This window comes from Nocardia sp. NPDC049737, assembly GCF_040674755.1.
Taxonomy (GTDB): Bacteria; Actinomycetota; Actinomycetes; order Mycobacteriales; family Mycobacteriaceae; genus Nocardia.
The window spans coordinates 204,017-218,287 of record NZ_JBFANH010000009.1 but is presented as its reverse complement, the minus strand read 5'-3'; the positions used below and the strand labels follow the sequence as shown (position 1 = coordinate 218,287).

The 14,271-nt window shown below is 66.0% G+C and carries 16 protein-coding genes; 1 reads left to right on the top strand and 15 read right to left on the bottom strand.

Features of this window, described 5'->3' with window-relative positions; genetic code table 11:
* Positions 1 to 121 precede the first annotated feature (121 nt).
* From xylA to AB0J47_RS15195, 3 genes are read right to left on the bottom strand one after another with little or no spacing between them, the layout of a single operon-like run.
* The gene (xylA, locus tag AB0J47_RS15205) at positions 122 to 1,300 is read right to left on the bottom strand and encodes a xylose isomerase (RefSeq protein WP_364345622.1); all 1,179 of its coding nucleotides are present in this window, start codon (positions 1,298 to 1,300) and stop codon (positions 122 to 124) included.
* Positions 1,301 to 1,319: 19 nt separating this feature from the next.
* Positions 1,320 to 2,495, bottom strand: coding sequence for a 4-hydroxybenzoate 3-monooxygenase (locus AB0J47_RS15200; protein WP_364345619.1), 1,176 nt, complete (start codon positions 2,493 to 2,495; stop codon positions 1,320 to 1,322).
* On the bottom strand, positions 2,492 to 3,712 hold the full coding sequence (locus AB0J47_RS15195; RefSeq protein WP_364345617.1) for an aromatic acid/H+ symport family MFS transporter: 1,221 nt from the start codon (positions 3,710 to 3,712) through the stop codon (positions 2,492 to 2,494). Before AB0J47_RS15195 ends, AB0J47_RS15200 begins: the two co-directional genes overlap by 4 nt.
* 124 nt (positions 3,713 to 3,836) lie before the next feature.
* On the opposite strand from AB0J47_RS15195, the gene AB0J47_RS15190 reads away from it, so the two are divergent.
* On the top strand, positions 3,837 to 4,757 hold the full coding sequence (locus AB0J47_RS15190) for a LysR family transcriptional regulator (RefSeq protein ID WP_364345615.1): 921 nt from the start codon (positions 3,837 to 3,839) through the stop codon (positions 4,755 to 4,757).
* Here AB0J47_RS15190 and AB0J47_RS15185 read toward each other — a convergent pair.
* The 12 genes from AB0J47_RS15185 to AB0J47_RS15130 form a co-directional block, all read right to left on the bottom strand.
* Positions 4,741 to 5,550, bottom strand: coding sequence for an IclR family transcriptional regulator C-terminal domain-containing protein (locus tag AB0J47_RS15185; protein ID WP_364345613.1), 810 nt, complete (start codon positions 5,548 to 5,550; stop codon positions 4,741 to 4,743). The genes AB0J47_RS15190 and AB0J47_RS15185 overlap by 17 nt on opposite strands.
* A gap of 22 nt (positions 5,551 to 5,572) precedes the next feature.
* Positions 5,573 to 5,959, bottom strand: coding sequence for a 4-carboxymuconolactone decarboxylase (gene pcaC / locus AB0J47_RS15180; RefSeq protein ID WP_364345611.1), 387 nt, complete (start codon positions 5,957 to 5,959; stop codon positions 5,573 to 5,575).
* The gene (gene pcaD / locus AB0J47_RS15175) at positions 5,956 to 6,732 is read right to left on the bottom strand and encodes a 3-oxoadipate enol-lactonase (protein ID WP_364345609.1); all 777 of its coding nucleotides are present in this window, start codon (positions 6,730 to 6,732) and stop codon (positions 5,956 to 5,958) included. Before pcaD ends, pcaC begins: the two co-directional genes overlap by 4 nt.
* Before the next feature lie 230 nt (positions 6,733 to 6,962).
* Positions 6,963 to 8,315 carry a 3-carboxy-cis,cis-muconate cycloisomerase gene (gene pcaB / locus AB0J47_RS15170; RefSeq protein ID WP_364345607.1) on the bottom strand — a complete coding sequence of 451 codons (1,353 nt, stop codon included), beginning with the start codon at positions 8,313 to 8,315 and terminating at the stop codon, positions 6,963 to 6,965.
* On the bottom strand, positions 8,308 to 8,850 hold the full coding sequence (pcaG, locus tag AB0J47_RS15165) for a protocatechuate 3,4-dioxygenase subunit alpha (protein WP_364345605.1): 543 nt from the start codon (positions 8,848 to 8,850) through the stop codon (positions 8,308 to 8,310). Before pcaG ends, pcaB begins: the two co-directional genes overlap by 8 nt.
* The gene (gene pcaH / locus AB0J47_RS15160) at positions 8,843 to 9,565 is read right to left on the bottom strand and encodes a protocatechuate 3,4-dioxygenase subunit beta (RefSeq protein WP_364345603.1); all 723 of its coding nucleotides are present in this window, start codon (positions 9,563 to 9,565) and stop codon (positions 8,843 to 8,845) included. Before pcaH ends, pcaG begins: the two co-directional genes overlap by 8 nt.
* On the bottom strand, positions 9,562 to 10,743 hold the full coding sequence (locus tag AB0J47_RS15155; protein ID WP_364345601.1) for a thiolase family protein: 1,182 nt from the start codon (positions 10,741 to 10,743) through the stop codon (positions 9,562 to 9,564). The genes pcaH and AB0J47_RS15155 overlap by 4 nt, the downstream gene beginning before the upstream one ends.
* Positions 10,740 to 11,522, bottom strand: coding sequence for a CoA-transferase subunit beta (locus AB0J47_RS15150; protein ID WP_364345599.1), 783 nt, complete (start codon positions 11,520 to 11,522; stop codon positions 10,740 to 10,742). Before AB0J47_RS15150 ends, AB0J47_RS15155 begins: the two co-directional genes overlap by 4 nt.
* Positions 11,519 to 12,340 (bottom strand): CoA-transferase, encoded by an 822-nt coding sequence (locus AB0J47_RS15145; protein ID WP_364345597.1) that lies wholly within the window; start codon positions 12,338 to 12,340, stop codon positions 11,519 to 11,521. The genes AB0J47_RS15150 and AB0J47_RS15145 overlap by 4 nt, the downstream gene beginning before the upstream one ends.
* A 36-nt stretch (positions 12,341 to 12,376) precedes the next feature.
* Positions 12,377 to 12,652 (bottom strand): hypothetical protein, encoded by a 276-nt coding sequence (locus tag AB0J47_RS15140; RefSeq protein WP_364345595.1) that lies wholly within the window; start codon positions 12,650 to 12,652, stop codon positions 12,377 to 12,379.
* Between the two features lie 353 nt (positions 12,653 to 13,005).
* Positions 13,006 to 13,326 (bottom strand): hypothetical protein, encoded by a 321-nt coding sequence (locus AB0J47_RS15135; RefSeq protein WP_364345593.1) that lies wholly within the window; start codon positions 13,324 to 13,326, stop codon positions 13,006 to 13,008.
* Between the two features lie 129 nt (positions 13,327 to 13,455).
* Positions 13,456 to 13,950 carry a YbhB/YbcL family Raf kinase inhibitor-like protein gene (locus tag AB0J47_RS15130; protein ID WP_364345591.1) on the bottom strand — a complete coding sequence of 165 codons (495 nt, stop codon included), beginning with the start codon at positions 13,948 to 13,950 and terminating at the stop codon, positions 13,456 to 13,458.
* Positions 13,951 to 14,271 lie beyond the last annotated feature (321 nt).

The window sequence follows — 14,271 nt, the reverse complement described above, 5'->3', positions numbered from 1 at the left end:
CTCGGTCCGAAATCGAAATGGCCGTAACCCCTCGGTCGCGGCGAGGATCGCGCGGCGGTCTGACGGATGTCGCCGGTCAGCGGACCCGGGAAATCCGATATACGACTCCGTTGTGTGCCTGTCACCCGATCAGGTGCTCGAGTGCGAGTTGTTGTAGTCGGACGAAACCGAAGTCTCGTTCGGCGGTCTTATCCGGGTCGAAACCGTCGTCGTCACGCAGGAATGCCTCGATCGATTCGCCGTTGTCGAGGGTGGGTTGCGCAAGGTCGAGGACGCCGGAGTAGGCCATTGCCTCCTGCACCCGGGAATCGGCGCGGAAGGCACATGCCTTGTCCGCCAGCATCAGATAGGTCGCCATACAAGCCTTGGCCGATTCCCATACGCCGGTGAGATGTTCGGTGCGCGAGGGCTTGTAGTCGAAGTGCCGTGGTCCGGTGTAGCGCGGGCCGTCCGGATAGCCCGGGAAACCGTTTTCCAGCAGATCGACGGTGAAGAATGCGGAGATCAGATCGCCGTGTCCGAAGACCAGGTCCTGGTCGTATTTGAGACCGCGTTGGCCATTGAGGTCGATGTGGAACAGCTTGCCGCTCCACAATGCCTGGCCGAGGGCGTGCGTGTAGTTGAGGTTGGCCATCTGTTCGTGCCCGGTCTCCGGGTTGAGGCCGACGATATCGCCGTGCTCCAATTCGGCGATGAGGGCAAGTGCGTGCCCGACGGTGGGCAGGAAGATATCACCGCGCGGCTCATTGGGCTTGGGCTCCAACGCGATTCGCAGATCGTAACCCTGTGACTTGATATATCCGGCGACGGTATCCAAACCCTCTTTGTAGCGTTCGAACGCGGCGAAGATGTCCTTGGATCCGTCGTACTCGCTGCCCTCGCGCCCGCCCCACATTACGAAGGTGGTGGCGCCGACCTGTGCGGCCAGATCTACTGCGCGCAGGACTTTGCGCAGACCGAAGCGGCGGATCGAGCGGTCGTTGGCGGTCAGCCCGCCGTCCTTGAAGATCGGATGTGTGAAGGTGTTGGTCGTAACCATCTCGATGGTGAGACCGCAGCGATCGGTCGCGTCTTTGAGGCGCGTGAGGTTGCGCTCCTTGGTGGCGTCGTCGGCATCGAACGGGAATACGTCGTTGTCGTGGAAGGTGATTCCCCAGACGCCGAGTTCGGCCAGGCGTTCGGCGTACTCCCACGGTGCGAGTGTCGGTCGGGTCGGCAGGCCGAACGGGTCGGTCCCCGTCCAACCGACCGTCCACAGCCCGAAGGAGAATTTGTCGTCGGTGGTGGGTTGACGGGTCACGCGATGCCTCCAGGTGTGTCTACGACGGGCCCCAGCTTCCGGTGTACCCCTCAGCGAAGTATGCCGCGCCGCGGTGGGATCCGGTGAGCATCGCGAGTTCCCCGTGTTGGCGCTCGATGTCGAAGGGTGACGCGCCGTCGATCGAGTGCAGGAGGGTCGTCACCCAGTAGGAGAAGTGCTGTGCCTTCCACACTCGCGCGAGTGCGCGATCGGTGTAATGCCGCAAGGATTTCTCGCCACCCCCGGCGAAGTAGTCGACGAGGACTTCGTGCAGCACGCGTACGTCCGCGAGTGCGAGATTCAAACCTTTCGCGCCAGTCGGCGGGACGGTGTGGGCGGCATCGCCCGCCAGTAGGAGTCTGCCGTGGCGCATCGGAGCGGTGACGAACGAGCGGAACGGTAGCACCGTCTTTCCGCTGATCGGGCCCTCTTGCAGTGCGAAACCATTGCCATTGACGCGGCTGCGCATTTCGGCCCAGATCCGCTCGTCATCCCAGTCTTCGGCGCGCTCGGTGGGCGCGCATTGGAAATACATCCGCTGCATCGTCGACGTGCGCTGGCTGACCAGGGCGAAACCTTGTTCGGAGCGCGCGTAGATCAGCTCCGGATGTGATTGTGGCGCCTCGGTGAGGAAGCCGAACCAGGCGAAGGGATATTCCCGAAACCATTCGGTGCGCAGGCCATCCGGAAAGGCGTGGCGGCAGATCGAACGTGAACCATCGGCCCCGACGATCAGATCGGCCTCCAGTCGGGCCGGGCGGCCGTCCGCCTCGGCGAACGTCACTACCGCAGGATCGGTGGAGACCGCGGTATCCCGGACGCCATAGCGGACATCGCCACCATCGGTCTTGCGGCGGTCGGCGAGGTCGATGAATACCTCGGTCTGCGGATACAGCCACACGGATTCGCCGACCAGTTCCCGGAAATCGATCCGGTGGTTGTCACCGTCGAAGCGCAGCACCACACCGTCGTGTCGGTCGCCTTCGGTGAGCACGCGATCGCAGACGTTGGAATCCACCAGCATGCGCACCGAACCCGCCTCGAGGATGCCCGCGCGAATGGTGGTCGCGATCTCCTCGTGCGTGCGGATATCGATCACGACAGAGTCGATTCCGCAGCGGTGCAACAGATGTGACAGCAGCAGACCCGCCGGACCCGCGCCGACAATCGCGACCTGGGTGCGCGTATTTGTCATAGCGCGAACCTCTTCGAAGTGTCGAGGGTGGCGGGTTCCACCGATCGAATGCGCAGCCGGGTTACCGTGGCCATCGCGAGCATGCCGACACCTGCTACCGCGGCGAAAAAGTAGAAACCCCACGGGTATGCCGATCCGGCGACGATGAGCCAGCCGGTAATGGTCGGACCGAAGATCGCGCCGAGCCGACCCACACCCGAGGTGAGGCCGAGTGCGGTGGCCCGCACCTCGGCCGGATATGCCTGCGTGACATAGGCGTAGACGAGTACCTGAGCCGAGAATACGAAGATGCCGGTGACCAGGACCAATGCATCGAGCAGCACGGTGCTGGAAACCTTGATGCTCAGCAGCGCCAGCAGTACCGCGGCGGCCGCGAACCAAACGAGGACAATCGGTTTCGTGCCGCGGCGGTCCGCGAGGGTCCCGGCGACGAGCAACCCGATGACCGCACCGATATTCAGCACCAGCAATAGAGTCAATGAGGTCGACATGTTGTATCCGGCGTCGCGCATCAGCTTCGGCAGCCAGGTGTTGAGTCCGTAGACCAGCAGCAGACCCATGAACGAAGCGACCCACACCCCGAGCGTCGTCCGCAGATAGCGTGGTGTCAGCAGGATGGTCGGCCGGACCCGTTCGGGCGTGGCCTGGGCGGCCAGATATGCCTCGGATTCGGGCAGTTCGGCCCAGATCAGCGGCAGCAGCAGGAATCCGGCGATGCCGCCGAGGTAGAACAGCGGCTGCCAGTGCGGAACGAGTTGCAGCGCGATGAGCGAGCTGATCACCGCGCCGGTGTGATAACCGGTCATGGTGATGGTGCTGGCGAAGGCGCGGCGGGCGGCGGGCACCTGCTCGGCAATGAAGGTCAGCGCTGTCGGCAGACATGCACCGAGCCCGATCCCGGCCAACAAGCGGAAGATGCCGAAAACGGTGACGGATCCGGCCGCCGGGACGGCCGCGGTGAACGCCGAGAACAAGGCGATCGAGGCGAGCAGGACCTTGCGGCGTCCGTACCGGTCGGCCAGCGGCCCGCCCGCCGCGCCGATGGCGACCCCGACCAGCGAGATCGTCGCGACGAAAGTCGCACCGGCCGCGGTGAATCCGATGTGGTGGTGCTCGATCAGGGTGGGGATGACGGCGCCGAGCACGACCAGGTCGTAGCCCTCGAGCAGGACGATGAGCCAGCACAGCGCGGCCGGCCACGGCGACAGCTTGTTCATGATGATTCGTTTCTGCAGATTCGGGCCGGTCATAGCGGGCCCTGATTGTGATGGCTCTCACGCTAGAATGACCGGCAATCAGAAATCCAATTGATATTTTTCTCGATCCACATAGAGGAGATCTATGGCATCCGAGTTCGATCTGAACCTGGTGCGCACCTTTGTGCTGCTTTACGAGACCAGGAGTGTCACCGCCGCCGCCGATCTGCTCGGGGTCACCCAGCCGACGGTCAGCTACGGGCTCGGCAAGATGCGGCGGCGGCTGCGCGATGAACTATTCGTGCGCGGTCCGGGTGGTCTCGTGCCGAGTGCGGAGGCCGAGCGGCTGTATCCGCCGCTACGCGCGGCCATCACGGGCATCGATGAAACACTCGGTGCCGCAACCGAATTCGATCCGATCGGACCGGTCCGCTTCAGGCTCGGACTGTCCGATCTCGGCGAGGTGACGGTGCTGCCGTTGGTGCTCGCGGAACTCGCGGCGCGGGCACCGCAGGTCACATTGCAGGTAGAGGCGTTCGATGTGGATACCGCAACCGACCGGCTCGCCCGCGGCGAGGTCGACGCGATGGTGGCCAGTCCGATACTCGACTCGACTCGGCTGACACGGACGCCACTGTTCACCGAGGGCTATGCGGGGCTGGTCGCGGTGCATCACCCTCGGTTGCGTGGTGATGCACCCACCGAAGCCGAACTGGATGGTGAGCGGCATATCGTCGTCGAAGGCGTGACGGGCCACTCCGGTCCGCGCAAGGCGCTGCGCGAGCACCATCTCGGAGATCGCGTCGCCGTGCGCGTCACTCGATTCGCCACCCTGCCCTATGTGGTGCAGGACAGTGAGCTGGTCGCCATCGTCCCCGAACGGGTGGCGCATGCGTTGGCGCGAACCCATCCCGTGCGGGTATTCACCCTGCCGTGGCCGATCGAGCCAGTGGAGGTGGCGGCCTATACCCGGCGCGCACCTGGTCGCACGGCGGCTCAGGGCTGGTTCCTCGAGGTGGTTCGGGCGGCGCTGGCGAATCTGCCGTCGGTCAGCCCAGTCGCGTAATCGGTTTCGCGGCGGTCAGATCCGCTTCGATTCGGCGGGCGGCCGTTTGCAGGCGCGGAATCAGTTCGGCCCGAATGGATTCGATGCTGCGGCGGGAGGCGTGCGTGGAAATATTGATCGCGGCGATCACACCCGAGCGGTCCCGGATGGGGGCGGCGACCGACCGCAGACCTTCCTCCAATTCCTGGTCGACGATGGAAAAGCCCTGTGCGCGAACCGTTTCCAAGTCGGAACGCAAGGTGTCCTGATCGGTGATGGTGTTGGCGGTCAGTCGGGTCAGTGCGGTGCGCGCCAGGTAGGTGTCGAGTTCAGCCGCCGGGAGTCCGGCCAGCAGGACATGGCCCATGGAGGTGGCATAGGCGGGGAAACGGGTGCCGATATTGATGCTGACGGTCATGATCCGGGATGCCGCGACGCGGGCTACGTAGACGACATCAGGACCGTCGAGCACCGATACCGAGCTGGATTCGTGCACGTCGGCGGAGAGCTGTTCGAGGTGCGGTTGGGCCACCTCGGACAGGCTCATGCTCGACAGATACGAATAGCCCAGCTCGAGCACCTTGGCGGTGAGCGAGAAGCGTTTGCCGTCGGTGCGGACATAGCCGAGATCGGCGAGGGTCAACAAGAATCGGCGTGCGGCGGCGCGAGTGAGCCCGGTGAGGCGCGCGACATCGGAGAGCGTCAGCTGCGGGTTCTCGGCGTCGAATGCCTTGATGACCGCGAGGCCGCGTTCGAGCGACTGCACATAATGGGTGCCGCGCCGGCCGTCGTCGTCGTTACCGCCGGTCGTCATCGTCGTCCTCCTCGACAGGGCGCTACAGGGCGGTATCGTCCCCGAGTTCGGCCAGCACCTGCTGCCCGATCGCGAAGGCCGCATTGGCGGCGGGCACGCCGGCGTAGGCGCCGGTGTGCAGCAGTACTTCGGCGATCTCGGCGGCGGTGAGACCGTTGGTGATCGCGGCGCGCACATGCATCGCGATCTCCTCGTGCCGCCCGAGGGCGGTGAGCACCGCAAGGGTAACGCAGCTGCGGGTGCGTCGGTCCAGGCCCTCGCGGGTCCAGATCGAACCCCATACCGACTCGGTGATGTATTCCTGGAACGGCCTGGTGAATTCGGTGGTCCTGGCGACGGCGCGATCGACGTGATCATCGCCGAGCACTTCACGCCGGACCGCCATGCCGCTATCGGCTCGTTCTGTCATGCGTTCTCCTTCAGGTGAGCGAGAATCAGATCGTTGATCGCCTCCGGTGCCTCGGCGCTGGCCAGATGTGCGCCTGGGCTGACGATTTCGAGGCGGGCGTGCGCGATCGCGCGCGCGATGCGCTGTCCGTGCTCCGGTGGGGTGGCCGCGTCCTGGGTACCGGCGATTACGAGGCTGGGTGCGGTGATCGATGACAGCCGGTCGGCGATATTCATCGTTTCGATTGCCGCGCAACAGGATGCGTAACCGTCAGGGTTGGTGGCGGCGACCATGTCCTCGTAATAGTGGATGCGGTCCGGATGGTCCGCGCGCCATCGCGGGGTGAACCAGCGCTGTACGACCGTGTGTGAAACCGCCTGTGTCCCTTGGCTCCTGACCAAAGTTGCACGCTCGGCCCAACCGCTGGGCGGGCCCAGTTCGGCGGAGGTGCAGCACAGGGTGAGCGTGCGCACGCGGTCAGGTGCGTGCTCGCCGAGCCACATGCCGACCATGCCGCCGAGTGAGAGTCCGACGAAATGCGCTCGTCCGATGCCGAATCGGTCGAGCAGCCCGATCACATCGGAGCCCAGATCTGTCAGCGTGTACGGGCCGGGGGGTACCGGGGATGCGCCGTGTCCGCGGTGGTCGTAGCGCAGTACCCGGTACCCGGCGGCGGTGAGCGTGGTGACCTGTGGATTCCACATCCGCACGTCGCTGCCGAGTGATCCGCTCAGCACGACGGGTTCGCCGTCGTCGGGACCGTCGACGACGCAGTTCACCTCGACGGCGGTCACGACTGCGCCTCGCTGGCGCTCGGCTCCGTCGTGACCGCCTTGGCGGCTGTGTTGTTTGTTCGCTCGCTGCGCTCGCTCACGACTGCGCCTGCCGAATCAGCTGGCTGCCACAGAGTGCGAGCGGTCCGCAGTCATCGGGACCGTTCGTTAGGCAGTGCATCTCGACCACGGTCATACCTTCGCCTCCCTGGCGCTCGGGTTCTGTATGGCACATCCGTTGATTGGATTGCTCATGACCGCGATCGCCAATCGGCGAGTGCCCGTTCGATGAACTCGCGGGTGGACCCCAGGTACTGCGTGGGGTCGAGCAGTCTCTCGATTCGAGCTCGGTCCAGATACTTCCCGACCACCGGATCGGCGGCGAGCAGATCAGTGAGAGAGCCTTCGCCGGTAAGGGCCGCCTGGCAGCACTGCGCGACGGCATCGCCTGCCGTGTGCCTGCCGACCGCACCGTGCGAGGTCGAAACCAATTCGGTCACAACGTTTTCCGCGAGCGCCAGGCCGCCGGTGAGGTCGAGGTTGGCGCGCATGCGCTGTGGCTCGACTCGAAGTCGCTCGAGGCTGATTCGCAGCCAATGCACCGCGGAACCGGTGGTGCGCAGCAATTCGATGTACGGCCGCCATTCCGCATGCCACGAGCCCGCCGCACGCTGATGTTCGTGGGGGACCGCGCCGAGCAGTGCGGCAACCAATCCTGGTGCTTGCCCTGCGGATCCGGCGGCCAGGACGGCGGCGACCGGGTTGCGTTTATGCGGCATGGTCGAGGAGCCGCCGGTACCCGCCGGGCCCTCCTCGTAGACCTCCGCGACCTCGGTCTGCGCTAGCAGAGTGATATCGCGGGCGATCTTGGCCGCCGCCGCGCAGGTCTGGCCGAGCGCCCCCGCGATCTCGGCGATGCGGCCGCGCTCGGTATGCCATGGTAAGGCCGGTTCGGCCAGTCCGAGGTGGCGCGCGAGTCCGCTCAGAACGGCAATCCCGTTGTCGCCCAAGGAAGCGAGCGTGCCGACCGCCCCGCCGAACTGCACCGCCAAGCGATGCCGCCGGATGTCGTCGAGCCGATCGCGCGCCGCGCCGATACCGCCGAGCCAGCCCGCCGTGGTCAGCCCAAAGGTGACCGGCGGTCCCTGCTGGAGCAGGCTGCGCCCGGCCAGCACGGTGTCGGCGTGGATTTCGGCGAGGTGTGCCAGGCGGGCGGCGCACGTGCGCAGGTCGTCATCGAGCACGGTCAGTGCCCGCCGCGTCACCAGCATGGCAGCGGTATCGACCACGTCCTGGCTGGTCGCGCCGAGGTGTACATATCCGGCCGCATCGCCCGCGACACGAGCGGTGAGTGCCCGCACCAGCGGCCCGGCCGGATTACCGATGCCGACAGCCTGCGCGCCGAGCTCCGCGATATCGTAATCATCTGCATCGCAACAGCTTTCGATAGCGGCAGCGGCCTCGGGTGGAATGGCTCCTGCGGCGGCTGAGGCGGCCGCCAGCGCGCCTTCGAAGTGGAGCATGGCCTGCACCCACGCCCGGTCGCCGACCTGCGCCGCGACCGGACCGGCCGCGAGCACACCGTCGAACAACCCGTCAGACATCGAAGAACACCGTCTCGCGCTCACCCTGGAGGTACACATCGAAAACATAGCCGTCGGGACCGTTCGCGGCGATCAAGGTGCCGCGCCGCTCCGGTGGCACCGCGGTCAGCACCGGATCGCTCGCGTGCTGATCGGCGTGCTCGGGGAAGTAGATGCGGGTGATCACTCGATGCAGCAGACCACGGGCGAATACCGAGACGTCGATATGCGGGGCCTGCCCATCGCCGAGCGCGCCGGGAACAACGGTGTAGACCGCGAATTCGCCCGCTCGAGTGTCGCTGCGTGCGAATCCGCGGAAGTTTTCGCGGACACCGCGGCCGTCATCCGGATGCGCGATATGCCCGTCCGGGTCGGCTTGCCAGATCTCGACCATGGCGTCATCGAGCGGCTCGCCGACGCCGTCGAGCACTCGGCCCCGAACCCACCCGGCTCCCGGTGTTCCCAGCGGTACGGCGTAGGGGCCGTCGTCCCATGTGAGTCCGATGTGCAGGTAGGGGCCGACGGTCTGCGAAGGCGTGGTGGGCAGATCAGTCATCGTCCTCGTCGTCCTCGAAAGGCGTGCCATCGCGGCCGCGCAATACGATGTCGAACTCGAAGGCCAGCGCCCGCTCGGGTTCGCTGCGGTCGAGATCGAAGCGGCTGATCAGCAGTGGGCGAGCGGCCTCGGGCACCGAGTTGAAAATGGGGTCCTGAGCGAACAGCGGATCATCCGGAAAATACATCTGGGTGACCAACCGTTGGGCGAAGGCGCGCCCGAACAGTGAAAAGTGGATGTGTGCGGGCCGCCAGGCATTGTGGTGGTTGCGCCACGGATAAGCGCCGGGCTTGATTGTGGTGAACTCGTAGCGGCCCGCGGCATCGGTAATAGTGCGCCCGACGCCGTCGAAGTTGGGATCCAGCGGGCAGTCCCACGCGCCCCGGTCGTGCCGGTATCTGCCACCGGCATTGGCCTGCCATATCTCGATCAGGGAGTTCGGGACCGGCTTGCCGTCACCGTCGAGCAGTCGGCCGTGCACGATAATGCGCTGTCCGAGCGGTTGTGCCCGGTGTTGCGCGGTCAGGTCGTTATCCGTTTCGGCGATCCGGTCCGCGCCGAGTACCGGACCGGTGAGTTCGGTCAGCCGCTGTGGCAGCAGCACCAGCGGCTCTTTCGGATGGCGCAGGGCGGTCGACTTGTAGTCCGGGGAGTCCAGCGGCGGGTGGGTGTCCGCCGGATCCCTTCGATAGCCTTGCAGCGCACGGATTTTCATGATGTCGCCTCCAGGACAACGGCCAGACCCTGGCCGACGCCGATACATAATGCGGCAAGTCCCCACCGGCTGCCGCTACGCCGCATTTCGCGGGCGAGTTGGTTGATGACGCGTCCCCCGGATGCGCCGAGCGGGTGACCGATCGCTATCGCGCCACCGTTGACATTGACGATGGCGGGATCCAGTTCCGGCCAATCGGCAAGGCAGGCAAGCGATTGCGCGGCGAAGGCCTCGTTCAATTCGACTGCGCCGAGATCGTCCCAGCCGATTCCCGCGCGCCGCAGGGCGATTCGCGCCGCTTCGACCGGGCCGATGCCGAAGACATCCGGATCGACTCCGGCCGCACCGCGTCCCGCGATCCGCGCCAGGGGTGCGTGGCCGAGTCGATCGGCCAGTTGTTCGTCGCCGAGCATTAGGGCGGATGCGCCGTCGTTCAGCGGTGAGGCATTTCCGGCGGTGACGGTGCCATCCGGCCGGAACGACGGTTTCAACACCGCCAACCGTTCGACGGTCGTTTCCGGCCGCAGCGACTCGTCGCGGGCCAGATCGGTGCCGGGGACGGCAACGACATGATCGTCGAAGAAGCCGTTGTCCCAGGCCTTCGCGGCGAGCTGATGGCTGCGCGCGGCGAATTCGTCCTGCGCCGCGCGCTCGATTCCGTAGCGGCCCGCGAGGATTTCGGTGCTCTCGCCCAAGGACACCGTCCACCGCGCGGGCATCGCCGGATTCACCAGCCGCCAACCCAATGTGGTGGAGTGCAGTGTTTCGTTGCCAGCGGGAAATGCCTTGGCGGGCTTGGACATAACCATCGGCGCGCGGCTCATCGATTCGACGCCGCCGACGACAACCGTTGCCGCATCGCCGGTTTCGATCATCCGAGCGGCCTGCATCGCGGCGTCCATACTCGACCCGCACAGCCGGTTCACCGTCGTGCCGGGTACCGAGGTGGGCCAATCCGCCAGCAGCGCTGCCATGCGTGCCACATTGCGATTATCCTCGCCCGCCTGGTTGGCCGCCCCGAAGACGATCTCGTCCACCGTCGCGGGATCCAGATCGCTGCGGTCGGCGAGCGATCTCAGCACGGAGGCGGCGAGGTCATCGGGCCGGATACCGCTCAGCGCCCCGCCGTACTTGCCGAACGGGGTGCGAATACCGTCGTACAGAAATGCGCTGGTCATGATGCAGCTTTCAATGCCCGCAGGGTGGTGAGTTCCATGGCTGTCGGGGGTTCGCTGATCTCGAGATCCGCCGCGACCCGCAGCTGCCAGCCGGTGGCATCGCGGACCTGCTCGACGCTCACTCCCGGATGAACGGCGACGAGGATCAACTCGCCGGTGTCGTCGGGTCGCATCACTGCGAGGTCGGTGATCACCAGGGTCGGACCCGCGCCGCGCAGGCCGAGTCGCGCGCGCTCGCCGTTACCGCGACCGTGCCCGAAGGAGGTGATGAAGTCGACCTTGTCGACGAAGGAGCGGCGCGACTGGCGCATGACGACGAACACTTCACCACACGAGGCGGCGATCTCGGGCGCGCCACCCGCTCCCGGCAGTCGGACCTTGGGATTGGTGTAGTCACCGCCGATGACGGTGGTGTTGATATTGCCGTATTTATCCAGCTGTGCTGCCCCGAGGAATCCGACATCGATGCGACCCGGCTGCAGCCAGTAGTTGAAGATCTCCGGCACGCTGATCACGGCGTCGGCGGTCTCGGCCAGCACGCCGTCACCGATGGAAGCGGGCAGCCGATCCGGTTTCGAACCCAGTGTGCCGGATTCGTAGATGAGGACCAGATCGGGCGCATGGGTATTGCGTGCGAGATTGGCGGCCGTCGACGGTAGCCCGATCCCGACGAAGCACCGCTTGCCCGCTTCGAGTGCCCTGGCGGCGGCGATCGTCATCATCTCGTCTGCGGTATATGCCTTTTCCATTGTGGCGGTGCGGGTTTCGGCGATGGTCATACTGTCTCCGTGGTGGCGGTGTGCACGTGCTCGTCGAGCCAGTGGGTGAAGCTGTCACGGTCTCGGCTGATCGCGTCCCAGGCCGCGTAATAGTCGTTGTCCCGTTCGGAATAGCCCTGCGCATAGGACGGATGCGCGCCGCCGGGCACCTGCGCGACCGCGGTCACCGCCCACGCGGGCAGTACGATCGCACCGGGCACCGGAGTCAGTTCGTCGACGATCTCCTCGACCGTGACCAGGCTGCGGCGCGCGGCGAGCAGTGCCTCCTTCTGCACCCCAAGTAGCCCCCACAGCTGCACATTTCCGGCACGATCGGCACGCTGGGCGTGGATGACCGTGACATCGGGATTTATCGCCGGAACCGCCGTCAGCTGTTCACCGGTGAACGGACAGGTGATCGGTTTGATGGTGTCGGTGACCGTCGGCAGATCGGTGCCGACGTATCCGCGCAGCACGGCGAACGGCAATCCGGACGCTCCCGCGACATAGCGGTTCGCCATCCCCGCGTGGCTGTGCTCCTCGATCTCCACCGCCGCGGGCCAGGCCTGCTGTACCGCGTCGCGGAACCGGTGCAGCGAGCCGACGCCGGGGTTACCGCCCCAAGAAAAGATCAGCTTGCGGGCGCAACCGGCCCCGATCAGCTGGTCGTAGACGATATCCGGCGTCATCCGCACCAGCGTCAGATCCCGCTTGCGCTGGCGAATGATCTCCTGCCCGGCGGCAACCGGGATCAGATGCGTGAAACCTTCGAGCGCGACCGTATCGCCGTCGCGAACGAGTTCGCCGACCGCATCCGCCAAGGAGGTAATCCTGGCCATCTCACTCCTTATTCGAAATTGTGGAAATGCCGCTGATCACCCGAGCCGAATCCAGCATTTGCCCGGGGTGGACCGCATCCAGGCGCGATCGGCGTCCGAGCGCGAACTGGCCTGCGGCACCCGGCTCGGCACGATCGCACTTCGCGGCCGACGATCCACGGCAGCTCGGGACCTCTCGATGGTCGTGGTGGACGGCCAGATCCGAACCGCGTAGGCCGACGCCGAGCATGCGCACCACGGCATCACCCGGCGGTAGCCCGAGTCGGGCTGCCGCGCGATCCGCTCGGGCGCGGCCACGGTAGCCGCCTTCATCACGCCTCTCTTTGTGCGCATTCCGTACAACTGGTTGTCATGCGAACATCGTAGGGCGAATCCCAAGGTGACTCAAGTCCTATATATCGATCGATGGCATTGGTGGAGCGGCTTCGAACTGGCATTTCTCCAGCGAATCGAGGTGGTTCAGTGAACGCGGAGACCCCGACTGCGGCGCGGTCAACGCACCGGGTTCGTACGAGCGCGCATCGGGCGCGCCTGTTGGCGCACAACTGACGTCCCTCGATCCGAGAAAGAACTGCGGCGCCGATGCCGTGGCGATCCTGGCGTCGCTCGGCCGCTCGGCGCATTCGTGCTCGGTGACCGGCACGGCCGCAAGGTGTGCCGGCCGGTCAAACCCTCGCCGCCGCAGCTTTTTGCCGATGGAGGCGCTGTTGCCCCATGGCGCGTTGCAATCGTGGGGTTGGCGAATTCCGTTCCTGCTCAGCGTCGTTGTGCGGTTCGCCGGTTATCTGAGCCGCGCCGGGCGGACGAAACACCGGCATTCGAGGCCGAGCAGGCGCAGCAGGAGGCCGCGCCTCACCGATCGTGCAGGTCGTGCTGGAGAGCGTGATCTGCATGGCGCTGATGAATGCCCACCACCATCTTCGGGTCGTCGCGCTGCCCGAGTAGAACGTTGCGCTCATCGGTGCCTTCACATTCGGCAGCGCCATGACCGCCGCATCTTCCGCGCGCGAGACATTCCGCATCTCGCTCGAAGACCGGATGCGGCCCCGCTGTCGCGCGAGGACTATTCGCGCCTGCGCGCCGAGGCGATCGCGGCGTAGGGCTGCGCGGGCCGATCAGGCGGCGAAGAGGCCGACCAGGGTGCCGCTCGCGATGACGTGGTTCGTGATGGCCTGCCGGACCACGTCGGCCGTGGTGTCCTTGGTGAATCCGGCCGATCGGTCCAAGGCGTATAGCCGGAAGAAGTACCGGTGCGCCTGGTCGCCGACCGGTGGTCGCGGACCGCTCCAGCCGACTTCACCGAAGTCATTGGGACCCGCGACGGCCCTGGGCGGTGGCGCCTCCGCCCGGATACTGGTTGCGGTCGGCGCGATGCCGGTCAGCAGCCAATGGGTGAACGGCCCGCCCGGCGCGTCCTCGTCCTCGCACAGCAGGACGATCTCCGCGGCGTCACCGGGGATACCGCTCCACTCGAGCGGCGGAGCGACATTGCCGCCGTCGTAGGAGTAGCGGTCCGGAATTGTCGAGTGGTCGGTGAATGCGGCACTGTGCAGCTCCGCGCGCACCGGCGTCCGTCGCACGTCGTTCTGGTGGCTGGTGGGATTCGGCATCGTTTTCCTCCGCTCGACGGGCTTGCTGGTTCGAAGCGCCCGGAGAGCCGAGGTCCGCGCTGATCCTCGTACTCGCCGAGCAGCGTCACTGTGCGGGTTGCCACTCGACTGTCTGCTAAACCGTGGCTACCCGGACTCCGCGATCCGGTCTCAGTTGGGGTTCGCGCAGGTCGCTGACCACGGTGGCGTAGCGGCTTTCGAGTTCGTCGAAGTCGTCGCCGAGGTAACGGGCGAGCACTCAGTGGTTCGGCCGCCGCCATGGCCGGGGTGCTCGCAGTGACCAACCGCGATCACATCGTCTTCGGCTCCGCGGCCCTTCAG

Bases quoted from the DNA above. Each gene is read 5' to 3' on its own strand.
- pcaG (WP_364345605.1), bottom strand. From the start codon at position 8,850: ATGACTGATCTGCCCACCACGCCTTCGCAGACCGTCGGCCCCTACCTG.
- AB0J47_RS15145 (WP_364345597.1), bottom strand. From the start codon at position 12,340: ATGGCCAGGATTACCTCCTTGGCGGATGCGGTCGGCGAACTCGTTCGC.
- pcaH (WP_364345603.1), bottom strand. From the start codon at position 9,565: ATGAAAATCCGTGCGCTGCAAGGCTATCGAAGGGATCCGGCGGACACC.
- pcaC (WP_364345611.1), bottom strand. From the start codon at position 5,959: ATGACAGAACGAGCCGATAGCGGCATGGCGGTCCGGCGTGAAGTGCTC.
- AB0J47_RS15200 (WP_364345619.1), bottom strand. From the start codon at position 2,495: ATGACAAATACGCGCACCCAGGTCGCGATTGTCGGCGCGGGTCCGGCG.
- AB0J47_RS15185 (WP_364345613.1), bottom strand. From the start codon at position 5,550: ATGACGACCGGCGGTAACGACGACGACGGCCGGCGCGGCACCCATTAT.
- AB0J47_RS15135 (WP_364345593.1), bottom strand. From the start codon at position 13,326: ATGGCGCTGCCGAATGTGAAGGCACCGATGAGCGCAACGTTCTACTCG.
- AB0J47_RS15155 (WP_364345601.1), bottom strand. From the start codon at position 10,743: ATGACCAGCGCATTTCTGTACGACGGTATTCGCACCCCGTTCGGCAAG.
- AB0J47_RS15140 (WP_364345595.1), bottom strand. From the start codon at position 12,652: ATGAAGGCGGCTACCGTGGCCGCGCCCGAGCGGATCGCGCGGCAGCCC.
- AB0J47_RS15150 (WP_364345599.1), bottom strand. From the start codon at position 11,522: ATGACCATCGCCGAAACCCGCACCGCCACAATGGAAAAGGCATATACC.
- pcaB (WP_364345607.1), bottom strand. From the start codon at position 8,315: ATGTCTGACGGGTTGTTCGACGGTGTGCTCGCGGCCGGTCCGGTCGCG.
- AB0J47_RS15195 (WP_364345617.1), bottom strand. From the start codon at position 3,712: ATGAACAAGCTGTCGCCGTGGCCGGCCGCGCTGTGCTGGCTCATCGTC.
- AB0J47_RS15130 (WP_364345591.1), bottom strand. From the start codon at position 13,950: ATGCCGAATCCCACCAGCCACCAGAACGACGTGCGACGGACGCCGGTG.
- AB0J47_RS15190 (WP_364345615.1), top strand. From the start codon at position 3,837: ATGGCATCCGAGTTCGATCTGAACCTGGTGCGCACCTTTGTGCTGCTT.